Consider the following 22263-nt stretch of genomic DNA (forward strand, 5'->3'; position numbering starts at 1 on the left):
AGGGAACAACGGCCCCCTTCCTTCTTCATCCCGGATGTTCGATATTTCAATGCCAAGAGGATGTCACAATTCATACGTCCAAAATTCCTCGTAGCGAATCCAGGCTTCCGTATCCTCATCGCCTTCGGCAATTTTCTGTTTCGTGATCGCCGATACTTCTTGCATTTGGCTCTCGTGGGCATCAATCGCTTGTAACTTTCGTTCCATTAAATCGTCGATGTCATAAACGATGTCAGCTTCTCCGATTTCTTCCACCGCATTGGCCGTAATGGCTTTCGTGTGCAGTTTCGGTCGCTTGCTTTCCGGAATCTTTTTCATCGCTTCAACCACGGCGGCACCGGTGGCATCATGATCCGGATGGATGCTAAGTCCCGGATGAAACGTAATGACAAGTGATGGATCGACATCGAGAATCACTTTCCGTAAATGTGAAGCGAGTGTTTGCTCATCCTCAAATTCCAGCGTTTTATCCCGATAGCCAAGGTGAAGAAGCTCGTCCACGCCCATGATGTCACAGGCGTTTTGGAGTTCCTTTTGACGAATGAACGGCAGCGTCTCCCGGTTTGCCACCGGCGGGTTACCCCAGTTTCTTCCCATTTCACCGGATGTTAAGGAAGCGACGGTCACTTTTGTCCCGTGCTCCCTTTTGTGCATCATGATCGTTCCCGCGGCTGAAAATGTTTCATCATCCGGGTGTGGAAAAAGCAATAAGATGTGCCCTTCTTTATTCATGTTATCCCTCCTCGAAACGGGATTGTACTAAGTTGCAAAGCAACGGCGAGTTTTCCTTGTTCATCGAACCCATACAAGTACAGCGACTCATTGTTTTTATAGTCAAACATCGATAAGCCTTCGGCAAAGATCCAACCATCATCGGTTTTTAAGCCTACGCGATACGGGTCTTCACCCTTAATCTTTCCGTGCTGAACATCCATACGCGCGTTTCGCACATACCCGCCGGCAGCATGGTGTTTGCCGTGGCGGTAGGCAGCGTAAGCGCCGTTCGTCAATTCAAAATGGATATATACGTGTTTCTCATTAAAAAAATCCAATAATGGCTGAACAATGTCTACGTGAATCATTTCCAAAACAATCATTCCTCGTTTGCTGGGTAGTAGGTTTATAGCATAGTTTTATTTTACCTTTTTACGTATTTGTTTTAAACAGAAATGCTCGTGAGAATGATCGTTTAAAAGCGGACATATAGTAAAAGGAAGAAATGCACGAAGGAAAAGGGGGATGTGCTAGTGGCCATTCAAGCCCCGACACTGCAAGCCGGAGATACAGTAGGTATCGTGACGTTGGGTAGTCCACTCGAAGCCGAGATCATTGATGAACGGGTGCAAACGTTGGAAGCGATGGGCTTGAACGTCGTGCTCGGCGCACATGTATACGATTGGGATGGTTTTTTGGCCGGAACGGATCAGGAGCGGGCAGCGGATGTAATGGCAATGTTCGAACGGGAGGATGTGAGCATGATTTTGCCGACACGCGGCGGTGTTGGTGTAGCCGGGATTCTTCCGTATTTAAATTTCGAGGTGATTGAAAATAACCCGAAATGGATCAGTGGATACAGCGATATTACGGTTCTCTTAAATACACTTTATCAATATGCGAATATCATTGCTGTGCACAGCTTGATGCTGATTGATTTTCAAGAAACGACTCCTCCATATAATTTCGAACAGTTTTTCAGTGTTGTTTCATCAACATCCATTGACCATGCAATTGTTAATCCGCCGGAGGTTGCGCCGTTAACAGGTCGTGTTCCGGGGAATGTGACAGGTCCGATCGTAGGCGGGAACCTTACTTCTTTTATTGGAACGTTGGGAACGCCATTTGAAATTGATACAACGGGTTGTATTTTATTTTTGGAAGAAGTGAATGCACCTATCAATACTGTGTATCGGTATATGAAACATCTTGAGCAAGCGGGAAAATTTGATGATTGCGTAGGAATTATTCTCGGCGAATGCAATAATTGCCAAGTTGCATATGGGGAGGATTATGAAGATTTGATCGAAAATTTCATTGTGCCGATGGGAAAACCGTTGATTACAGGGCTTGCAAGCGGGCACGGGACTTATAAAGCGGCTGTCCCGATCGGGGCTAGCGCAAACCTTAATAGTGATGACGGGACGATTACGGTTATTAGCGAAGGATAACAACTGTAATGTTCAGTTTGGAAGACAATCTTAATGGGAAAGTGGGGGATGGAGAAAAAAGGAGGCTAACGCATGAAGAAGTATGGAATGCTTACATTATCCGCTGTAGTTGCTACAAGCCTTGCTGCTTGTGGAAATGACGGGGGAGAATTCGAAGATGAAACAAATGGAGACGCTCCTGATGAGGGCGATGATAATGCGGAAGTGCAACAAGAAGATGAAGTGAGTGTCGACGATGACATGGATGATGGTGCCGATGAGGATGGCGGGGATGCGGATGCAGACGAAGCATGGTACGAAGATCTCCCCTATGACGAGTTCGAATTGGAAGCTGAATACAGCCACGGGGAATACGAGGCAGAATATGACTATGAAGGTGGAAATCCCGAAGCGGAAATTGAAGATACCCGGAACGGCGAAGATATAGAAATGGAAGGCGAAGAGGCATTAGAGGAACTTTCCGGAATTCTCCCGGAAATGGATATCGATGAGAACTCCGGTGAGGATGACATATTGGATGCCGCGATTGATGCATTTACCCTTGATGAAGATTACAGCGAGCTGGAAGTTGAAGCAGAGTTCTTTGATGATAGCGAAACAGAGGTTGAAGATGAATCTTAATCGTTTGCCTCATTTCGTTCAAAATAAAGATGATAGTGGAATTTGCATCCTTCATTAAAGATGGAATGGCATTTGAGACAACGGTCGGTTGCCAGGTACGCGCGGATGGTATGCTCGTAACCGCAAACGCCGCATAAAATGGCACGTTCGCCAAATTGATCTGAAGGCCATACGGAAATGGCGTGTGCCTCGGATTCCTGATGGCATTGATAGCACGGATAGTATTTTCCGCAACAATGAAACTTGATCGCGATGATATCTTTATCTGAGGAATAGTGAATGCATCGCGTTTGTCGATCGATTTTCTTGCCGTACACGCGTTTCATTTTGCTCCCCCTTTTATGTTAGAATCGTTGGATCCAGTGTAACAAAATGGAGCGCCACATTGACCAGAAATTTTTTTCCGCATAATATTTGCTAATTGGTGTAAGCTATGGTATAGTCAATATGTCGAAAGTGATTGAATGTACGGTGTAATTGTTTTTCGGCCTCTGCTTTTAAGTTTAGGACGCAAAAAGGTTCACCCGGTTTCAATTATTTTTAGAATTTCTTGTTCAAGAAGGATGAATCTTTTTGGACTGCCTATTCAAAGGAGGCCATCAGCATGACTGGTAAAGTAAAATGGTTCAACGCCGAAAAAGGATTTGGTTTCATCGAGCGTGAAGAAGGAGACGATGTTTTCGTACACTTCTCCGCCATTCAAGCAGAAGGATTCAAAACGCTTGAAGACGGCCAAGACGTAGAATTCGAAATCGTTGAAGGCGACCGCGGACCGCAAGCAGCAAACGTCGTCGGTCTGTAAAACGCGTGATACTCAGGAATAGAGGGGTATATTCCAGCGTCAAAGGGAATATACCCTTTTTTTATGCAAAAGTGGATGAAGAAGTATGATTCGTAATTCGTATCGCCATGGCATTTCGTTAGGCGGGAACGCATGCGCTTTTGCATCTTTAAACCTAAGGATCCTGAGGAAAAAGATGTATAAAGGAGCAGATGCATGACATTTGAAGAATTGGATTTACCGCCTTATTTATTAAAAAGTGTACAACAGATGGGTTTCACAGAGGCCACATCGATTCAGGAAAAAATATTGCCCGTTGCTCGTGGTGGCAGTGATGTCATCGGTCAGGCGCAAACCGGAACGGGAAAAACCGCGGCTTTCGCGCTTCCTATCATCGAAAAAGTGGATCCGGAGGATCCAAACGTACAAGCGCTTATTCTCACCCCTACTCGTGAATTGGCCGTTCAAGTTTGCGAAGAAGTGAACAGTCTTGGGCGCACCAAGAAAGTGAAAGCTGTTGCTGTGTACGGGGGTGCCGATATGGGGCGACAAATACGGGAATTAAAAGCCCGCCCGTCCATTATTGTCGCGACACCGGGGCGTTATATGGACCATACAAGAAGAAGGACAATTCGTCCGCAATCGATTCGTACCGTTGTACTTGACGAAGCGGATGAAATGCTAAGCATGGGTTTTATTGAAGATATTGAAGAGATATTGGAAAAAATTCCTGAAGAACGACAGACGCTTTTATTCTCGGCAACGATGCCGAATCGTTTGAAAAAAGTTGCCGATCGTTTTATGACAGAACCGGAAACCGTTTCCGTCAAAACAAAAGCGATGACGGTGTCCAATATTGAACAATTTGCACTCAAAGTACCCGAAAAGCAAAAACTGTCTGCGCTTAGCCGTGTGCTTGATTTTGAAGATCCGGATCTTGCGATCATTTTCGGTCGCACGAAGCGGAGGGTGGATGAGCTATCTGAAGCGCTCGAACAGCAAGGGTATGAAGCTGCCGGTATTCACGGGGACATGAAACAGGCACAACGGACCAATGTGTTACGCCGTTTCAAACAAGGAGCCGTAAAGTATTTGGTTGCTACGGATGTGGCGGCGCGGGGGATTGACGTTTCGGGCGTGACCCACGTGTTTAACTTCGATATTCCGCAAGAGTCGGATAGCTACGTTCACCGGATCGGCCGAACCGGACGGGCAGGGCATTCCGGAAAAGCTTTTACATTCGCCGCTCCCGTTGAAATGGACCATATGGCGATGATTGAAAAGGCAACCAAAGGAAGCATTAAGCACATTGATGTTCCGAGTGACCATGAAGCGGAGATCGCCAGACAAGAACGAGCGGCACAGGAACTTACGCAAATCATCGAAAAAGGGGAACACACCGGTCTGGAGCCAATGGCGGAAAAATTGCTACAGGAGCACGAGCCGGTAACCGTAGTGGCTGCCGCGTTGTCCATGTTGCAAAAAGATAAAAAAGAGCCGGCCAAAAAACTAACCGGCGAACGCCCAATTGTTAGCAAACAAAAACGAAAACCGGCCGGCAAACAAGGCCGATTTCAGCAACGTCGCGGTGGCGGAGGGCGTCAAAAAAACCAGGGACGCAACAGGGGAAACCAAAGGCAGCGTTCAGGTTGAGACTGGCAAAGAAACGAGTGACAGGAAAATGGCCTGGTTGCTCGTTTTTTATTTTAGCAGGTAAGAAGTATAAATAAACTTTATTACCTGTATAAATTTTCTGAATTACCCGATCATAGGGACAGTTGGAAGAAGTTCGGTCGGCAACACTTCTGGCTCCCTAGCGAACAATTTACCGCATCATGGCGACCGAAAAAGCGGTCGGTTCTCGTGTTCAGTCGCCATAATCGTTTTATGGCGACCGTAATGGCCTGAATCGAAAGCGTTCGGGCGTCATAGCCGCTTCATGGAGACCGAAAAGGCTTGTATCGAAAGCATTCGGTCGGCATGGCTGCCTCATGGCGGCCGAACGAGCATTTGGCTTTCGTTTTCGGTCACCATGAACCGTTTCATGGAGGTCGGGGAGGTACTGCTTCGCAAAAAGACATTTGGTCATTGACGATCGCCTTTGATACCTTAACTCGGGCTGTGGCAGTTTAATCCAATCGATCAATACCCCAGTTTGAAGCCCTAATCCGGTCTTCCGATCGTCGGTGTGATTGCTTATTTTCGACAGGCTACACTAGTGGTGTGTTTTAAAAGTCCTTTCCCCATTGAAAAATGGAACATCATTCGTATAAGATGAATTTTTTCCCTCCGGGGCAGCTCACCCTTCGTCAGAGGGATTACTTCGTTTCGCTTGTTCCTCTCAGAGTAATTCGGCCTCCGTTAGAGGGATTACTTTATACGTCCGAGCAGAATGTGATCGTTATCTCCTTACGCATCGTATATATGAATGGTCTGAATCGGCCAACTGGCAATCGGAGACAATAACTCCATTAGATTCCCAGCTCACGGCTGGTCTCGGTCTTGTTTCTGTTCGCCCTCCGATGTTTATGTTTGCTGCAAACGAGGCGATTTGAGCGAGGAAAAGAACTTCTGATATAGACCACTAGCTAGCGAAAGAAAAAACACGGAGACTTCCGTGGAAAAGCGCAGAGGGGGAAAAGGATCAACCAACGTGCTTACCAGCATCAGTTGGATGCAGGCTTTTCGCCATAAAAGCTTGGCGAAAAGCCACGTTTGCTAACGAGGAGGTTGAGCGCAAGCCTACGGAACGCGTCGTGGTTTTTCCGTAGCGGTTTCCATCGTTCATGATTACATCTATTTTTCAACCATAGGACCCTGTTCAAGATATCAATATTTCACTAAATGAGAGAAATAGACGATTTATAACGGATTCATATTTGGTATAGTTGAACAAAATAATATGTACATCGGAGGTGATCGTTTGAATCGGTTTTTGTACATATCTTTTGCTCTATTTATGATGATCATAACGAGTGGGTGCGGGATGACGGTTCTTGATCCGGAAGGGACCGTTGGAGAACAGCAACGGGATTTAATTATCCTTTCCATTACTTTTATGCTTATTATCGTCCTCGTTGTATTAATTTTGTTGACGTATTTTCTCGTAAAGTATCGGGAAAGGGACGGGCATCGAGGATACGACCCGAATATTGACGGAAGTGTCAAACTGGAAGTGATATGGACGGCTATTCCGATTGCCATCGTTACCGTTCTCTCCATACCGACGGTTTATACCATTTTCAATATTGAGGAGGTACCGGAGGCGAGCACGGAAAATGAAGAACCACTTGTTGTTCATGCGACATCTTCGAATTGGATGTGGATTTTTAGTTATCCGGAGGAAGATATCGAAACGATTAATTATCTTAATATACCGGTGGATCGCCCGGTGTTGTTTAAACTCACGTCAGCCGATTCCATGGCCTCTTTTTGGGTGCCCCAATTGGGAGGGCAACGTTACAATATGGCCGGCATGGAGACGGAACTATACTTACAGGCGGGCACAGAAGGAACGTATTATGGAAGAAATGCGAATTATACAGGAGAAGGATTTGCGGAGATGCGTTTCGATGTCAACGCCATCGAAGAATCTGCATTCAACGAATGGGTGGCGGACGTCCAAGAAGATGCACCGGAACTCACTCAAGGGATTTATGATCAATTTATGGTACCCGGGCATGTGGGTGAGTACACTTTTTCAGGCACTCATTTAGAATGGGTGGATCACGCGATGGATGCGGAGTATGCTATGGAAGCCTGGGAAAGAGAAGGGTACGAGCCGACGAACCCTCATGCTTCTGACGCCCCTGATGGGGTTCCACAGCTTAATATTGATGTGGAAGCCGGGTCTGTAGAAACGGAAGACACGCAAAATGAAGAAACACCGCAAGAACATGATTCCCACCATCACCATTAGACGGGTTGGAAAGGAAAGGGGAGAATCTACTTGAACCTCGATTGGGATGAATTTATCGTCACGGGAGAGCCCTTTATACATGCCGGACAAATATCCATATTGCTGACAAGCCTTGGGATTATTTTCGTCCTGACTTATTTTAAAAAATGGAAGTGGCTCTGGAACGAATGGATCACGAGTGTGGATCATCGTAAAATCGGGATCATGTACATCATCGCGTCGATGTTAATGTTGATTCGCGCAGGAGTTGACGCATTGATGATGCGAACGCAATTGGCGGTTCCGGAGATGCCTTTTCTAGGGGAAGCTCAACATTATAATGAGATATTCACGACGCACGGCACGATTATGATCATTTTCGTGGCCACGCCGTTTCTCATCGGATTGATGAACGTGGCGACGCCGCTGCAAATAGGCGCACGTGACGTTGCGTTCCCTTTTCTGAATAACTTAAGCTTTTGGACGTTTTTTTGGGGCGCGATGCTATTTAATATTTCATTTGTGATCGGAGGCGCTCCTGACGCGGGTTGGTCCGCTTATATGCCCTTAGCTTCCAACGACCTCAGTCCGGGGCCGGGACAAAATTTTTATTTGCTCGGCTTACAAATTACCGGGATAGGAACGCTAGCGACTGGGATTAACTTTGTCGTTACCATTTTAAAAATGCGGGCAAAAGGCATGACACTTATGCGAATGCCGATGTTCACATGGACGACGCTGATCACTTCGCTGATTATCATCGGTGCATTTCCGATTTTAACCGTTGCTTTGGCGATGCAAACCTTTGACCGGTTGTGGGATACGGCGTTTTTTACATTGCAAGACGGCGGCATGCCGATGATGTGGGTCAACCTTTTTTGGCTTTGGGGACATCCGGAAGTCTATATTGTTATTTTGCCGGCATTTGGTATATTTTCAGAGATTATTACGACCTTTGCCCGCAAACGCTTATTTGGTTACACATCCATGGTTTTCGCGATTGCCGCGATTTCAGGCCTAAGTTTCCTTGTCTGGGTCCATCACTTTTTCACAATGGGCGCAGGACCGATGGTTAACTCCTTCTTTTCCATTTCAACGATGGCGATCGCGGTTCCGACCGGGGTGAAAATATTCAACTGGTTGGCAACGCTGCATCGTGGGCGAATACGTTTTTCCGTACCGATGGTCTGGGCACTCGGCTTCATTCCAAACTTTACCGTTGGCGGTGTCACCGGGGTCATGCTTGCCATGGCAGCAGCCGATTATCAGTATCACAATACGTATTTTCTCGTCTCCCATTTTCACTATGTGCTAATTGCAGGCACGATTTTTGCCTGTTTTGCGGGGACGATTTACTGGTGGCCGAAGATGTTTGGTGTGAAGTTGAATGCGCGGCTCGGCTATTGGATGTTTTGGCTTTTTATGATCGGCTTTAACATCTGTTTTTTTCCGCAATATTTTCTTGGGTTGGACGGTATGCCGCGGCGGATTTACACATACTTCCCGGAAGACGGCTGGTTTAGCTTAAACTTTATATCTACCGTCGGTGCTTTCATGATGGGCATTGCTTTTGTGATCTTCGTATATAACATTTATTATAGCTATCGTTATCAACCGAGAGAAATGAGCGGTGATGCTTGGGATGGCCGCACGCTTGAATGGGCGACGTCCTCTGCAGTTCCGCCGCATTATAACTTTGCAAAAATCCCGGAAGTCAAAGGCCAAGATGCGTTTTGGCAAATGAAACAAGAAGGCATCGATCCGAATGATATAGAGGAGTACCAAGACATCCATATGCCGAATAATACAGGAACCCCATTTGTCATGTGTGTGTTCATGTTTATTGGCGGATTCGGCCTCGTGTTTCATTGGTGGCCAATCGCGATCGTTGGAGCTATCGGTATTTTTGCGTGTATGATTCAACGATCGTTTTCACGCGATGACGGCCACATCGTTTCGGCAGAAGAAGTGAGAAAAGAAGAAGAAGGGATCAGGGAGGGACAAGCACATGAAAATGGATAATAAAATTGATCCCATCGAACGTGAAGACTTCCCTGGAGAAGAAACCCCATTGGAATATCAAACGGAAACCGGAGAGTATAACATTTTCGGTTTCTGGATGTTCCTGGGGGCGGAAATCGTTCTCTTCTCCACTCTTTTCGGGACGTATTTCGTGCTCATTTACCGCACAGCATCAAGCATTCCCCCTGCTGAAGTTTTCAGTATTGGATTGGTGCTCGCGATGACCTTCACCCTGCTGACGAGCAGTTTTACAAGCGGGCTCGCGATTCATGAAATGCGGCTTGGAAATGTGACACGCATGATGATTTGGATAGGGATCACGCTACTTTTGGGACTTGGCTTTTTGGGAATGGAAATTTATGAGTTTGTGGAGTATGCCAGTGAAGGAGCAACCTTGGCTACGAGCGCTTATTGGTCCTCCTTTTTCCTTCTTCTCGGGACTCACGGCCTGCACGTTGCCATGGGTGTGGCTTGGTTCATCATTATTCTGATTCAAGTTAAAAGGCGGGGATTAACCCCGGTGACTGCCAATAAAACGTTTATTGCCAGCCTCTATTGGCACTTTCTCGATGTTATCTGGATTTTCATCTTTACAGGCGTATACTTGTTAAGGTTGGTGATCGCATGAGTAACGGAACAACTTCCACAAAAAAAGGGCATTTCCCGTGGAAACACGTCGTCGGCTTTATCAGTTCCATCGTATTAACGTTGGTCGCTTTGTGGATTGCTTTTTATTCAGCGTTCAGTGTCCGGACGATCGTCGTATTGATCTTTGCGCTTGCCTTTATCCAAGCTACCTTGCAACTGCTGATGTTCATGCATATGGCCGAAAGCAGCAATGGCAGGATTCAAGTGGGACATATTCTCTTTTCTGCCTTTGTCGCTATTGTTGTTGCCGTCGGTTCTTATTGGGTAATGGAGTTTGGCATACACCTGGATCACCATATGTAATCGCCAATTATTCTGCGGAACGATAAAAAAATCCCAGTCTGCGCGGACTGGGATTCCTTAATCGGTTGCGAAACGTTTCCACCATTCCGGCTTTACATACAGAATAATTGCGGCCACGTGGGCAAGAAGCACGTTGAACGAAAACAAAACCATGAAAAACGTGTGCGTTTCAGGTGTTAATAAATCAGCCACATAAAAACCGGACATGATCCACATCACAATTAAAAGCGGTAAGCCGGCGATTGCCAACCAGCGTTTTTCTTTCCATAAAAACAGCGGGGTAGCGCTGGCAATAAACAAATATAAAAAGAAGATCCCCATATCCCCATCTCCTTGTATTCACATTCTCATCACATTTATTGTAACAAATACTTGACGATTTTACACTAATTCAAAAAGAAAAGAATTAGAATGTTAGGAAAAGATAGTCGCAGATAAAATGGAAAAATATTTATCAAACAATCGAAGAGCAATCAGCAGGGATTGTTATGGCCATAAAAGCACCCTAAAGCTGTTTGCTTGTGAATGATTGAGCATATAAAGTAGATAGTGAAAGACAAATAATTAATAAGTCAAGGAGTGTTCAACGTTGCGTACTGATTTGTATCCTTCACGGGTAGGGAAGAATGCAGAAATAATGAAGCGAACAGATCCAGTGATTCATAATCGGGGAAAAATGGATGGTCCGTTAACGTCGAAGCAGCTTGATTCTTACGAGGACAATGGCTACCTGATGCTCGATGACGTGTTTAGCGACGAAGAAGTTAGCATCATGTCTGAACACCTTAATGACACATTAGCGGCACAAAGAGGGCAAAAATCGGAGACTGTCGTCCTTGAACCTGAAGGGGATGAAGTGCGTTCGATATTTGAAGTCCACAAACATAACGATTTTTTCAGCCGGCTTGCTGCAAATGAACACCTCGTCAAAGCAGCGCAGCAATTGCTCGGAAGTGACGTCTACATCACGCAGTCCCGCATTAACTTTAAACCCGGCTTTAGCGGCAAGGAATTTTATTGGCACTCTGATTTTGAAACGTGGCACGTAGAAGACGGCATGCCTAACCCGCGCGCGGTCAGTTGTTCGATCATTTTGACCGACAATTACGAATACAACGGTCCGCTCATGCTGATTCCGGGATCCCATCAATGGTATGTGTCATGTCCGGGAGAGACGCCGGACGCAAATTACGAACAGTCCCTTCAAAAACAAGAGCTCGGTGTTCCTGATCCGGAAAGTTTAAACAAATTATTTGAAAAAGCAGGAAAACAAATCGATCGTGCGACCGGAAAAGCCGGTATGGTACTGTTCTTCGAAAGCAATACGATGCATGGTTCCAGCGGCAATATTTCACCTTTGCCGAGAAGCAACGCTTTTTTTGTCTACAATTCGCTTGAAAATCAACTAGAGGAACCGTTTGGAAATGCAAAACCGAGACCTGAGTTTCTCGCTAATCGCGATCAGATTAAACCGATTCAGCCGCGATCGACGTTTAAAGAAAAAGCAGGATTGAAATAAATCTATACGCTCGTTTGCACGTGTGTGCAAGCGGGCGTTTTTATTGTTTTTAACCCAAAAAAGAAATAGGTGTAATCATGATCGATAGTAACAGCTACGGAAAAACACGACGCTTTCCGTGTGCCCCAAGCTCAGCCTCCTCATAGAAAAACTTGGCTTCCACCAAGTTCTAGTGGTACTCCCTTAACAAAGTTAAACATTTTTAAAGTGGAAGAAAGAAATTCGCTTTTTTCTGCGGGGTCTTCTCACTGCGCTTTCCCACAGGAGTCTTCGTGTTTTTCCTCCGCTGGCTAGTGCAAGTGGCTGTCTCATGGCGTCCGAACGAGCGATTGGCTTTTGTTTTCGGTCGCCATGACCATTTCATGAAAACCGGGAGTCCTGCTTCGAAGGAAGATATTCGGTCATTGACGAGAGTATTTGATACCTTGACTCGGGCAGTGACAGTTTATCCGGTCGATAGCCCTGGTGTGAAGTCCCAATCAGGCCTTCCGGTAGTCGGTGTGATCACTTATTTCAGCCTTTCTGCACTAGTGTTATTATCATCATTTACTGAAAACAACTATAGATTTTGGTGAAAGACCAAAAAAAAATTAAACAAAACACTTGAAAGTCAAAGAAAGTCAAACTATAATAGAAGTATGCAAAGGTCAAATATAGTCAAAGTCAATTCAAAGACAAACGTATACAAACAACCAAAAAGAAAACAGAACAAGGAGGAAGCAGATCGATGAGATGTGATCATTGCCAACAAAACGAAGCGCGAATTCAGATGAGAATCAATGTAAACGGAAATCAACAGCAGATGAATCTATGCAAGCAGTGCTACCGCGACATTCGCAATCACATGCGCCAGCCTACCGGCATGAGCGGCCAATCGCAATTTGATCAAATGATGAACGCGATGGGCGGCAACCAACAGGGGCAACAATATACGAATGCCCAAACGCAGCAAGGCGCCGGTCAAGGTGGCGGCTTACTCGACGAACTGGGGAGAAACCTTTCCCACAGTGCCAACAATGGTGAAATAGATCCGATTATCGGCCGGGATCAAGAAGTGGAACGCGTCATTGAAACGCTAAACCGCCGAAACAAAAACAACCCGGTGTTGATCGGTGAAGCAGGTGTCGGGAAGACTGCGATCGCAGAAGGCTTGGCCCTGCGTATCTTGCAAAACCAGGTTCCGAATAAGTTGAAAAATAAACAGATCTATTTGCTTGACGTTTCTTCGCTCGTCGCCAACACAGGTGTCCGCGGCCAATTTGAAGAACGAATGAAACAATTGCTTGCGGAACTGAAAGAGCGTGACGATGTCATTGTATTCGTCGATGAGGTGCACCAAATTGTCGGTGCCGGCTCCGCAGAAGGGTCAGCAGATGCCGGTAACATCATGAAGCCCGCACTTGCCCGCGGAGAAGTGCAATTGATTGGTGCCACAACGCTAGCAGAGTATCGAAAAATCGAAAAAGATGCTGCTCTTGAACGTCGTTTTCAACCGGTCATGGTTGATGAACCGTCGCTGGAAGATGCGAAGAAGATTCTCGCGGGCATCCAGCCGAACTATGAGAAGTTTCACGAAGTCACCTACACGCAAGATGCTATTGAAGCATCGGTTACCTTAGCCGATCGCTATATTCAAGACCGATTTTTGCCGGATAAAGCGATTGACCTTATGGACGAAGCCGGTTCGAAAGTGAACTTGCTCATCAGCGACTTGGATGATGGCGAAATCGCTAAACGTTTGGAAGAGATTAAGATTGAAAAAGAAGAGGCGACGAGCCAGGAAGATTATGAACGAGCGGCTAAGCTTCGCACCGAAGAATTGCAATTACAAGAGAAACAGCAGGAAGCAAAGTCGGAATACAAACATGAGTCCGTCGTAGATGTTGCCCGCATTCAAGCGCTCGTAGAAGTCAAGACAGGCATTCCGGTTCGCCGTCTTCAAGAAGACGAACAGAAAAAAATGCGCGATTTGCCGGAGCGCTTGAACAGTCAAGTGATCGGGCAAGAAACAGCCGTTGAAAAAGTAGCGAAATCCATTCGCCGTAATCGCGCCGGCCTTCGCCGAGGAACACGACCGATTGGTTCATTCTTGTTCATCGGACCAACAGGAGTCGGGAAAACCGAACTCTCCAAAACATTGGCTGAAGAAATGTTCGGTGACCGTGAAGCGATGATCCGTTTGGACATGAGTGAGTATATGGAAAAACACTCCATATCCAAACTCATTGGTTCCCCACCCGGATATGTCGGACACGATGATGCCGGTCAATTGACAGAACAAGTGCGCCGCAAGCCATACAGTATTATTTTGCTGGATGAAATTGAAAAGGCTCATCCGGATGTGCAGCACATGTTCTTGCAGATCATGGAAGATGGCCGACTCACGGATAGCCAAGGCCGTACGGTAAGCTTTAAAGACACGGTTCTCATCATGACGTCCAACGCTGGAAGCGCGTTGAAAAAAGTGACGGTAGGCTTTGGCGCCGATGAGGAAGAGTCCAACGTTATGGAAGGGTTGACCGATTACTTCAAACCAGAATTTCTCAACCGTTTCGACGGGATCGTCCGTTTCAATGAATTGTCTCGCGAGCACCTTGTAACGATCGTCGATCTTATGCTCGAGGATCTAAAAGACGCTGCGGCCGAACAAGGACTTACCATTGAAGTAACGAGAGATGCCAAACAAAAAATGGCAGAACTCGGTTACGATCCGACCTTCGGTGCACGACCGCTCCGCCGTGTCATCGAGGAATACGTCGAAGACGGAATCGCCGATGTCCTGTTGGTAAATGAAGAAGTGAAAAATATTGCGGTAAACGTACGAGATGAAAAACTGAATGTGACAACGAAATAAGGAAAGCAGCCCGAAGGGGCTGTTTTTTTTATGGACCTCTGCTTGCAATTGTTTGGGAGCCATGAATCTACAAAATCTCGCATATTATGGCGTCATCGGGTAATGATGACGCCATAAAACAACTCAATTTATACATTTAATGGCGTCTATTGGCAACAATGATACCATAAATGGTTCAACGCTTGATTATGATGGCATCAACCAAGTACTTTATGGATTCGGAGATTATTTTTAAAACAAAAAATAGGCTCTTTGGTTTTTCGGTCATTATGAAGCACTCGGATCGTGAATGGGGGTAAACTGACACGTTTCGATCGCCATGAAGGGGCTATATTATTGTAGAATATATGAAGCAGTCATTGCACGTTTAAGAAAATCCCCTTGGCACCGTTAGAGCCAAGGGGATTCGTTTTAAAACCTATTGCTATTCAATCGGTCCGTCCGTAATCGCACCTTTCGATGCAGATGACACGAGGCGGGCATATTTGGCAAGAACGCCGGATGTAAAGCGAAGTTCCGGTGCCGTCCAATCGTTGGCGCGGGCTTTCATCTCCGCTTCATCGATATCGACGGCCAAAAGCTGCTCGTCGCTATCGATCGTAACCGTGTCGCCTTCTTGCAAATAGGCGAGCGGTCCGCCGACTTGCGCTTCCGGTGCAACATGTCCGATCACAAACCCGTGGGAACCGCCGGAAAAGCGGCCATCAGTAAGCAAGGCCACATCTCCGCCGAGACCTTTGCCGACAAGCATAGCCGTGACCGAGAGCATTTCCGGCATGCCTGGCCCGCCTTTAGGCCCGATGTAGCGGATGACGAGAACGTCACCTTTTTTAATCTTATCATTCATGATCGCTTGTGTGGCGCTCTCTTCACTATCGAAAACCCGTGCCGGACCGCTGAAACGACTGATATCTTGGCCGGACATTTTCGCTACAGCACCTTCGGGAGCAAGATTCCCCCGCAAAACGACGAGCGGACCGTTTTCCTTTTTCGGATTAGAGAATGGTAAGATCACTTCTTGTCCTTCATGGAGATCTTCCGCTTCTTGCAAGTTCTCCCTTAACGTTTTGCCGGTGACGGTTAATGCATCGCCGTGAAGCAATCCTTCTTCAAGAAGCAGCTTCATTACCGCGGGGACACCGCCAACGTTGTTCAAATCTTGCATAACGTATTTGCCGCTCGGTTTCAAATCGGCAAGGTGTGGGACACGTTCACGAATGGCTTCAAAATCATCTAGCGTCAGCTCCACATCTGCGGCGTTTGCCATCGCCGTCAAATGCAAGAATGCATTGGTAGAACCGCCCAATGCCATCACGACGGTGATCGCGTTTTCGAACGCTTCTTTTGTCATGATGTCGCGCGGGTAGATGCCTTTTTGCAACATTTCATGGACCAATGCGCCGGCACGTTCACATTCCTCTTCTTTTGCTCCTGCAATCGCAGGTGTTGAGGACGAACCTGGCAAACTCATGCCCATTGCTTCCACGGCTGCCGCCATCGTGTTCGCCGTGTACATGCCGCCGCACGCACCCGCGCCGGGGCAAGCGTTGCATTCGACCCTATGCAATTGTTTGTCATCGATTTGCCCCACTTGGTGTTTGCCAACCGCTTCAAAAGCGGAGACGAGGTCGATGTCTTTGCCGTCTAGTTTTCCGGGTTGAATCGTTCCCCCATAAACGTAGACCGATGGCACATTAATGCGGGCCATCGCGATTAAACAGCCCGGCGTATTTTTGTCACAACTGCCGATGGAAACGAGGCCATCAAAACGTTCCGCCTGTGAAACGGTTTCTATGGAGTCGGCGATCACTTCCCGGCTCGGAAGCGAATAGAACATCCCTTCGTGTCCCATCCCAATGCCGTCGGAGACAGTGATTGTGTTGAAAATCAAGGGAGCGCTATGGTTATTCGCAGCGCCGTCTTTGGCGCTGACCGCCAGTTTGTCCAAATGCATGTTGCAAGGTGTCACTTCACTCCAGGCGCTCGCGATGCCGACCATCGGCTTTTTAAAATCGTCATCTTCAAAACCGATGGCGCGTAACATTGCCCGGTTCGGCGCACGATTGGGGCTTTCGCTAATAACCTTCGAGCGAATGCGCAAGTCTTTTTCTTCATCTGACATTTTCTTCATCCTTCCTTATTAACATGTAGAAAAATGCAATTACTAAAATGATAGCATATTTCAGGTCTTTTCGCCCGTTAAGAAAATAAAACAAGTTGGAAAAAATATTGACAGAAAAATAAATTTGTATACAATTATAATTAGATAAGGTTATATGAATCTTGGAAGTGTGGTGATACGCTTCATTTTAAGAAAAGGAGAATTTTTCCGTGTATGAAAAGCGAATGTCGGCTGCTGATTTGGCCTATGAACAATTGAAAACAAACATTATCGAGTGGGTATATGCGCCGACTGCCCCTTTGCGGGAAGAGCATCTTTCTAAAGATTTGCAGATTAGCCGAACTCCGTTGCGCCAGGCGCTGTATCGATTGGAGCTGGAAGGGTTTGTCGTCAAGCAGTCGAATGGCCGCATGATGGTCGCGCCGATCACGTTGCAGGAAGCGAGGGACGTTTTTCAAGTAAGGGAAATGCTAGAGAGCCTTGTCGCGCGCGAAGCGGCGGAAAATATGACGGAAGAACATCTCTATCGACTTGAGGACGTCATCGCACTTATGTATCGAGCGGTGAAAACAAACCGAAGCGATGAGATTGTGAAGCACGGCGAACATTTTCATCGAATTTTACATGCGTTAAGCACGAACGAAACAAACAAACGTTTTTTGCAACAATTGCAGAACAAAATTGACCGATACCGCCGGATCGGGGGGTATAAAAATCCGAGCTACTCGTTGCAAACGCCGCTTGACGAGCATGAAAGAATTTTACAGCTTTTAAAAGCAAAAAAAACGGGAAAAGAGATTGAGGAGGCGATGCGCGCACATATCAGACGCAGTCTCGTGACCATCGAAGAAACGATCGAGCCGTACGTAAACGAAATGGACAAATAAGCAGCATAAAAAGAAGAAATGAGGTGCTTTTAATGGGAGAGCAGCAAGTGAAAGCCGGTCTTGACGGCGTCATTGCCACAGACACGGAAATCTCATATTTAGATGTGGAGAATGAGGAAATTGTCCTTAAAGGATACGATCTTATCGAGCTTGCCGAAAAGAAAAACTATCTCGATCTCGTGCATCTTTTGTTTGAAGGGTCTTTGCCGGATCAACAAGGGCGACTGTCTATCGAAAACGCGTTAAAAAAAGAATATGCACTTCCGGAAAATTTCTTTAATTTGTTTTCCATGCTCCCGAAAGAAACACATGCGATGGATGCGATGCGGACAGGGATATCAGCATTGGCGGGTTATGACCCGCAGATCGATGACCGGTCTACGGCAGCGAATCGGAACAAAGCGCTAAAAGTATTGGCAAAAATACCAAATATTGTTGCCAACAGCTACCACACATTGCAAGAGGAAGATCCTGTTCCAGCCAATCCGGGCTTGCCGTACAGCACGAACTTTCTTTATATGATTACGGGAAAAGAACCGACCAATTTGGAAGCGGAAACATTTGACCAATCGCTAATGGTATATAGTGAGCATGAGATGCCGAACTCAACGTTTACGGCACGGGTGATTGCTTCCACAAATGCCGACATTTACGGTGCCATGACCGGAGCGATCTCATCATTAAAAGGTCCGTTGCACGGCGGCGCGAACGAAGCGGTCATGCATATGCTTCTTGAAGCGGAAACCGTCGATGGCATGTCAAAGTTGTTGCATGAAAAATTACGTAATAAAGAACGGGTCATGGGCTTTGGCCATCGCGTTTACATGAAGAAAATGGACCCGCGGGCGTTGCTCATGAAAAAAGCCCTTTATAAATTGGCGGTGGAAAAAGGCCGAGAAGACCTTTATGATATGTGTCAGCGTGGCGAAGATATCATCCGTGAAGAAAAGGGCTTGTATCCAAACCTTGATTATTATGCGGCACCTGTCTATTATTTATTGAATATCCCGATCCCGCTATACACACCCATTTTCTTTGCAGCCCGCGTAGTCGGACTCGGTGCACACGTGATCGAACAACATGACAACAACCGTCTTTACCGCCCGCGTGTCCATTACACAGGTCCGCGTGGATTGCACCCATAATATAAACAAAGCAAATGAAAAATGAAAGCGAGGCATCTTGCCAATGAGTACAAAAGCAAATGAAAAACCAACCACTGATGAAGTGCTATTAGACATTGCAGACTATGCGGTAAACGGGGAAATCCAAAGCGAGGAAGCGTTGAAGACAGCCAGGTATGTTTTGCTTGATACGATCGGTTGCGGTTTACTTGCTCTTCGGTATCCGGAATGCACGAAACACCTTGGTCCGATCGTTCCCGGTACTACGGTGCCCAACGGCGTGCGGGTTCCGGGAACCCAATTCGAGCTTGACCCCGTACAAGGCGCGTTTAATATCGGGACGATCATTCGCTGGCTCGATTACAATGACACGTGGTTGGCGGCCGAATGGGGACACCCGTCTGACAATCTTGGCGGTATTTTGGCAACCGCTGACTATGTAAGCCGGCAACGGTTGGCAAATGGAGAAAAGCCGCTCACGATGGACGATGTATTGGTCGCGACGGTGAAAGCACATGAAATTCAAGGAGTGCTTGCCCTTGAAAATAGCATGAACCGCCAAGGATTGGACCATGTCCTGTTTGTAAAAGTTGCATCGACCGCCGTCGTAACTGCTATGTTGGGCGGCACTAAGGAACAGGTAGCCGATGCGGTATCCCAAGCATGGGTGGACAACTCCAGCCTCCGTACGTATCGTCACGCCCCGAATGCAGGGTCGCGGAAATCGTGGGCAGCCGGAGACGCGACAAGTCGTGCGGTTCGCCTGGCTCTCATGACGATGAAAGGCGAAATGGGTTACGCAAGCGCGCTTACAGCACCGAACTGGGGATTTCAGGACGTGCTGTTTGGCGGAGAGACGATCAATCTAGCTCGCCCTCTCGGTTCCTACGTGATGGAAAACGTGCTTTTCAAAGTTTCTTATCCGGCGGAATTCCACGCGCAAACGGCAGCGGAAGCGGCGATCAAATTGCACGACGAAGTCGCGTGGCGATTGGATGAGATCGCGGAAGTCAAGATCACGACCCATGAATCTGCCATCCGCATCATCGATAAAACGGGACCGCTCCATAACCCGGCTGACCGCGACCATTCCTTGCAATATATCACGGCGATCGGCTTGATTTACGGTGAATTGACAGCCGATCATTATGAAGATGAGGTAGCGCATAACCCGGAGATTGACGAACTGCGCCAGAAAATGTATACCGAAGAAAACAAGCAGTATACCGAGGACTATCTTGATCCGAATAAGCGTTCGATTGCGAATGCTGTACAGGTGATTTTTAAAGATGGTTCCAAAACGGAAAATATAGCGGTTGAGTACCCGCTCGGACACCGTCGACGTCGGGAAGAAAGCATTCCATTGCTTGAAGAAAAATATCACGAAAACCTAAAAACGAGATTTCCCGCCGGCAAAGCAGACGACCTGTTAGATTTAGGCGTCAATGCCGAACGGTTGAGAAAAACGACCGTCAATGATTTTATGGCAAGCTTCATTATTTAGGAGGAACGAGAATGAGTTGGATTGTAACGGAAAAATCCAGTCAAAAAGAACGTTATCAAGCGTTTTTGGATTTGATTAACGATCGAAAGCAAATATTGCAAATGCCCGGTGCTCATGACGGCATGTCGGCCCTCGTGGCAAAAGAAACAGGCTTTCAAGCTCTGTATTTATCGGGCGGGGCTTATACGGCAAGCCGCGGGTTGCCGGATGTGGGTCTCATCTACTCCAACGAGATCGCCGAAAGGGCGCAGGACATAATTCGCGCGTCCGACCTGCCGGTGCTCGTCGATATTGATACAGGATTTGGCGGCGTGCTTAATGTGGCGCGAACGGCAAAAGAAATGGTTGAAGCAGGTGTAGCCGCCGTGCAAATCGAAGATCAATCGCTGCCGAAAAAATGCGGGCATTTAAACGGAAAACAGCTCGTAAGCACAGAAGAGATGGCCGCCAAGGTGCAAACGATCAAGAAAGTCGCGCCGACGCTTGCTGTCGTTGCGCGGACGGATGCGAAGGCGGTGGAAGGGGCAGAAGCCGCTGTTGATCGCGCCCGCGCATATGTCGCGGCCGGCGCGGATGCCATCTTTCCGGAAGCGTTAACGAACGAGGAAGATTTTCGTTACTTCGCTGACCGCATTGACGCCCCATTGCTCGCGAATATGACCGAATTTGGAAAAACACCGTATTTTACGGCGGAGGAATTTTCTTCTTTTGGTTTCCAAATGGTGATTTACCCGGTGACATCTATGCGTGTCGCCGCAAAAGCGTATTCGCAAGTTTTTCAGGAAATCCTGGAAAAAGGAACACAAAAAGACCAATTGGACCACATGCAATCGCGGGCGGAACTATATGAAACGATTTCGTACTATGACTATGAATCGCTCGATGAGCAAGTCGCGAAAACGATTCTTCCCGAGGAAGGAAAAGAACGACGTTAATAATGAATAGATATTGAAGTCTTTCTCAGGCTGTTGGGTAAGTTAATTTCTCAACAGCCTGTTCAATTGAAAAAGCTTAAGGAACCGAAAATGATTGATGCTGCAAAGTAGGTGCTCACTTGGATACATTCCTATTTGTCGTTATTATTTTGATCGCTTCTATCCTTCAAACTAGCACAGGGTTTGGTTTTTCCATTTTGGCTACTCCATTTCTTCTCATCATATTTGACCCGATTGAAGCCATTCAAATCAATCTCATTTTATCCATAATGATATCTTTGGCTTTATTAAATCAAATAAAAAAAGATATAGACATTAAAATTTTAAAGCGATTTGTGATAGGAAGTTTGTTTGGTTTACCTATAGGGATTATGACGATTATGGTTTTAGATATCAATGCGTTGCAGTTGGGAATTAGCTTCATGATTCTGCTATTAACGGTGATGTTGATATTGAAGTTCCGTTTTAAACAAACGCAAGGAAGAGATTTATTTGTTGGTGGATTATCAGGTTCTTTGACAAGCAGCATTGGAATGCCGGGTCCTCCTATCATGCTTTATTTCTCAGGTGCAAATATGAAAAAGGAAACGTTAAGGGGGACGACGCTAGCTTTTTATTTGTTTATTTATACAATGAGCTTAATCACGCAGATGATTGCCGTGGGGACAAATGTGGACATCTGGTTTTCGAGTAGTATTGCTGTACCACTGGTTTTGCTGGGATTGTACTTGGGACAACTGTTATTTAAGTGGATCCATCCGCGTCTTTTTCAAACATTTATCTATATCCTTTTACTGTTTACAGCCATTTATTTGTTGATCGAAAGTTTGGTGAATTAAACGAATATCAAATGCCCCCTTCCTTGTTTGGAATAGAGAAC

At 46.5% G+C, this 22263-nt stretch carries 22 protein-coding genes; 17 read left to right on the forward strand and 5 right to left on the reverse strand.

Translation table 11 applies throughout. The features are described 5' to 3' along the window. Positions 1-63: 63 nt before the first annotated feature. Positions 64-732 (reverse strand): bacillithiol biosynthesis deacetylase BshB2, encoded by a 669-nt coding sequence (gene bshB2 / locus HUG20_RS05355; protein WP_200088898.1) that lies wholly within the window; start codon positions 730-732, stop codon positions 64-66. Further along, positions 729-1082 (reverse strand): DUF1806 family protein, encoded by a 354-nt coding sequence (locus HUG20_RS05360; RefSeq protein ID WP_343073213.1) that lies wholly within the window; start codon positions 1080-1082, stop codon positions 729-731. The genes bshB2 and HUG20_RS05360 overlap by 4 nt, the downstream gene beginning before the upstream one ends. A 165-nt stretch (positions 1083-1247) precedes the next feature. Between HUG20_RS05360 and HUG20_RS05365 the strand changes: the two genes are divergently transcribed. Together HUG20_RS05365 and HUG20_RS05370 are read left to right on the forward strand one after the other, a co-directional pair. Next, the gene (locus tag HUG20_RS05365) at positions 1248-2165 is read left to right on the forward strand and encodes a S66 peptidase family protein (RefSeq protein WP_200088902.1); all 918 of its coding nucleotides are present in this window, start codon (positions 1248-1250) and stop codon (positions 2163-2165) included. Between the two features lie 72 nt (positions 2166-2237). Then, positions 2238-2786, forward strand: a complete 549-nt coding sequence (locus HUG20_RS05370) for a YusW family protein (protein ID WP_200088904.1) — start codon at positions 2238-2240, stop codon at positions 2784-2786. On the opposite strand, the gene HUG20_RS05375 is transcribed toward HUG20_RS05370, so the two are convergent. Beyond that, positions 2783-3112 carry a CHY zinc finger protein gene (locus HUG20_RS05375; protein WP_200088906.1) on the reverse strand — a complete coding sequence of 110 codons (330 nt, stop codon included), beginning with the start codon at positions 3110-3112 and terminating at the stop codon, positions 2783-2785. The two genes, HUG20_RS05370 and HUG20_RS05375, sit on opposite strands and share 4 nt — an antisense overlap. 278 nt (positions 3113-3390) lie before the next feature. On the opposite strand from HUG20_RS05375, the gene HUG20_RS05380 reads away from it, so the two are divergent. The 7 genes from HUG20_RS05380 to qoxD all read left to right on the forward strand — a co-directional run bounded on the left by HUG20_RS05380 (position 3391) and on the right by qoxD (position 10438). Then, the gene (locus tag HUG20_RS05380; protein ID WP_200088909.1) at positions 3391-3588 is read left to right on the forward strand and encodes a cold shock domain-containing protein; all 198 of its coding nucleotides are present in this window, start codon (positions 3391-3393) and stop codon (positions 3586-3588) included. Between the two features lie 195 nt (positions 3589-3783). Then, positions 3784-5220, forward strand: coding sequence for a DEAD/DEAH box helicase (locus HUG20_RS05385; RefSeq protein WP_200088911.1), 1437 nt, complete (start codon positions 3784-3786; stop codon positions 5218-5220). 303 nt (positions 5221-5523) lie between these two features. Next, on the forward strand, positions 5524-5700 hold the full coding sequence (locus tag HUG20_RS19005; protein ID WP_211200009.1) for a hypothetical protein: 177 nt from the start codon (positions 5524-5526) through the stop codon (positions 5698-5700). A gap of 826 nt (positions 5701-6526) precedes the next feature. Then, positions 6527-7486, forward strand: a complete 960-nt coding sequence (gene qoxA, locus HUG20_RS05390; protein ID WP_246476659.1) for a cytochrome aa3 quinol oxidase subunit II — start codon at positions 6527-6529, stop codon at positions 7484-7486. Between the two features lie 30 nt (positions 7487-7516). Then, positions 7517-9487, forward strand: coding sequence for a cytochrome aa3 quinol oxidase subunit I (gene qoxB, locus HUG20_RS05395; protein WP_200088916.1), 1971 nt, complete (start codon positions 7517-7519; stop codon positions 9485-9487). Between the two features lie 13 nt (positions 9488-9500). Then, entirely contained in the window at positions 9501-10115 is a 615-nt protein-coding gene (gene qoxC, locus HUG20_RS05400) for a cytochrome aa3 quinol oxidase subunit III (RefSeq protein WP_425504109.1), read from the forward strand. Continuing rightward, positions 10112-10438, forward strand: coding sequence for a cytochrome aa3 quinol oxidase subunit IV (gene qoxD, locus HUG20_RS05405; protein ID WP_200088918.1), 327 nt, complete (start codon positions 10112-10114; stop codon positions 10436-10438). The genes qoxC and qoxD overlap by 4 nt, the downstream gene beginning before the upstream one ends. 57 nt (positions 10439-10495) lie before the next feature. On the opposite strand, the gene HUG20_RS05410 is transcribed toward qoxD, so the two are convergent. Next, positions 10496-10759, reverse strand: coding sequence for a spore morphogenesis/germination protein YwcE (locus HUG20_RS05410; RefSeq protein ID WP_200088920.1), 264 nt, complete (start codon positions 10757-10759; stop codon positions 10496-10498). A gap of 268 nt (positions 10760-11027) precedes the next feature. Between HUG20_RS05410 and thpD the strand changes: the two genes are divergently transcribed. The 3 genes from thpD (at position 11028) to HUG20_RS05425 (ending at position 14811) form a co-directional block, all read left to right on the forward strand. Beyond that, positions 11028-11957, forward strand: coding sequence for an ectoine hydroxylase (gene thpD / locus HUG20_RS05415; protein WP_281392514.1), 930 nt, complete (start codon positions 11028-11030; stop codon positions 11955-11957). Between the two features lie 272 nt (positions 11958-12229). Next, a complete protein-coding gene (locus tag HUG20_RS05420) occupies positions 12230-12532 on the forward strand; it encodes a hypothetical protein (RefSeq protein WP_200088921.1) in 303 nt (100 codons plus the stop codon). A 152-nt stretch (positions 12533-12684) separates the two neighbouring features. Next, positions 12685-14811, forward strand: a complete 2127-nt coding sequence (locus HUG20_RS05425) for an ATP-dependent Clp protease ATP-binding subunit (RefSeq protein WP_200088923.1) — start codon at positions 12685-12687, stop codon at positions 14809-14811. A gap of 424 nt (positions 14812-15235) precedes the next feature. Here HUG20_RS05425 and ilvD read toward each other — a convergent pair whose 3' ends face one another. After that, positions 15236-16933 (reverse strand): dihydroxy-acid dehydratase, encoded by a 1698-nt coding sequence (ilvD, locus tag HUG20_RS05430; protein ID WP_200088925.1) that lies wholly within the window; start codon positions 16931-16933, stop codon positions 15236-15238. Positions 16934-17142: 209 nt separating this feature from the next. On the opposite strand from ilvD, the gene HUG20_RS05435 reads away from it, so the two are divergent. The 5 genes from HUG20_RS05435 to HUG20_RS05455 all read left to right on the forward strand — a co-directional run bounded on the left by HUG20_RS05435 (position 17143) and on the right by HUG20_RS05455 (position 22222). Then, positions 17143-17820: a GntR family transcriptional regulator gene (locus HUG20_RS05435; protein WP_246476550.1), complete on the forward strand. Its 678-nt coding sequence runs from the start codon at positions 17143-17145 to the stop codon at positions 17818-17820. 32 nt (positions 17821-17852) lie between these two features. Further along, positions 17853-18965 carry a citrate synthase gene (gene mmgD / locus HUG20_RS05440; protein ID WP_200088927.1) on the forward strand — a complete coding sequence of 371 codons (1113 nt, stop codon included), beginning with the start codon at positions 17853-17855 and terminating at the stop codon, positions 18963-18965. Between the two features lie 43 nt (positions 18966-19008). After that, the gene (locus HUG20_RS05445; protein WP_200088937.1) at positions 19009-20448 is read left to right on the forward strand and encodes a bifunctional 2-methylcitrate dehydratase/aconitate hydratase; all 1440 of its coding nucleotides are present in this window, start codon (positions 19009-19011) and stop codon (positions 20446-20448) included. An 11-nt stretch (positions 20449-20459) separates the two neighbouring features. Beyond that, positions 20460-21383 (forward strand): methylisocitrate lyase, encoded by a 924-nt coding sequence (gene prpB, locus HUG20_RS05450; RefSeq protein WP_200088939.1) that lies wholly within the window; start codon positions 20460-20462, stop codon positions 21381-21383. A 119-nt stretch (positions 21384-21502) separates the two neighbouring features. Further along, entirely contained in the window at positions 21503-22222 is a 720-nt protein-coding gene (locus tag HUG20_RS05455; protein ID WP_200088941.1) for a sulfite exporter TauE/SafE family protein, read from the forward strand. Positions 22223-22263: the final 41 nt, after the last annotated feature.

It is taken from the genome of Salicibibacter cibi, assembly GCF_016495865.1.
GTDB lineage: Bacteria > Bacillota > Bacilli > Bacillales > Marinococcaceae > Salicibibacter > Salicibibacter cibi.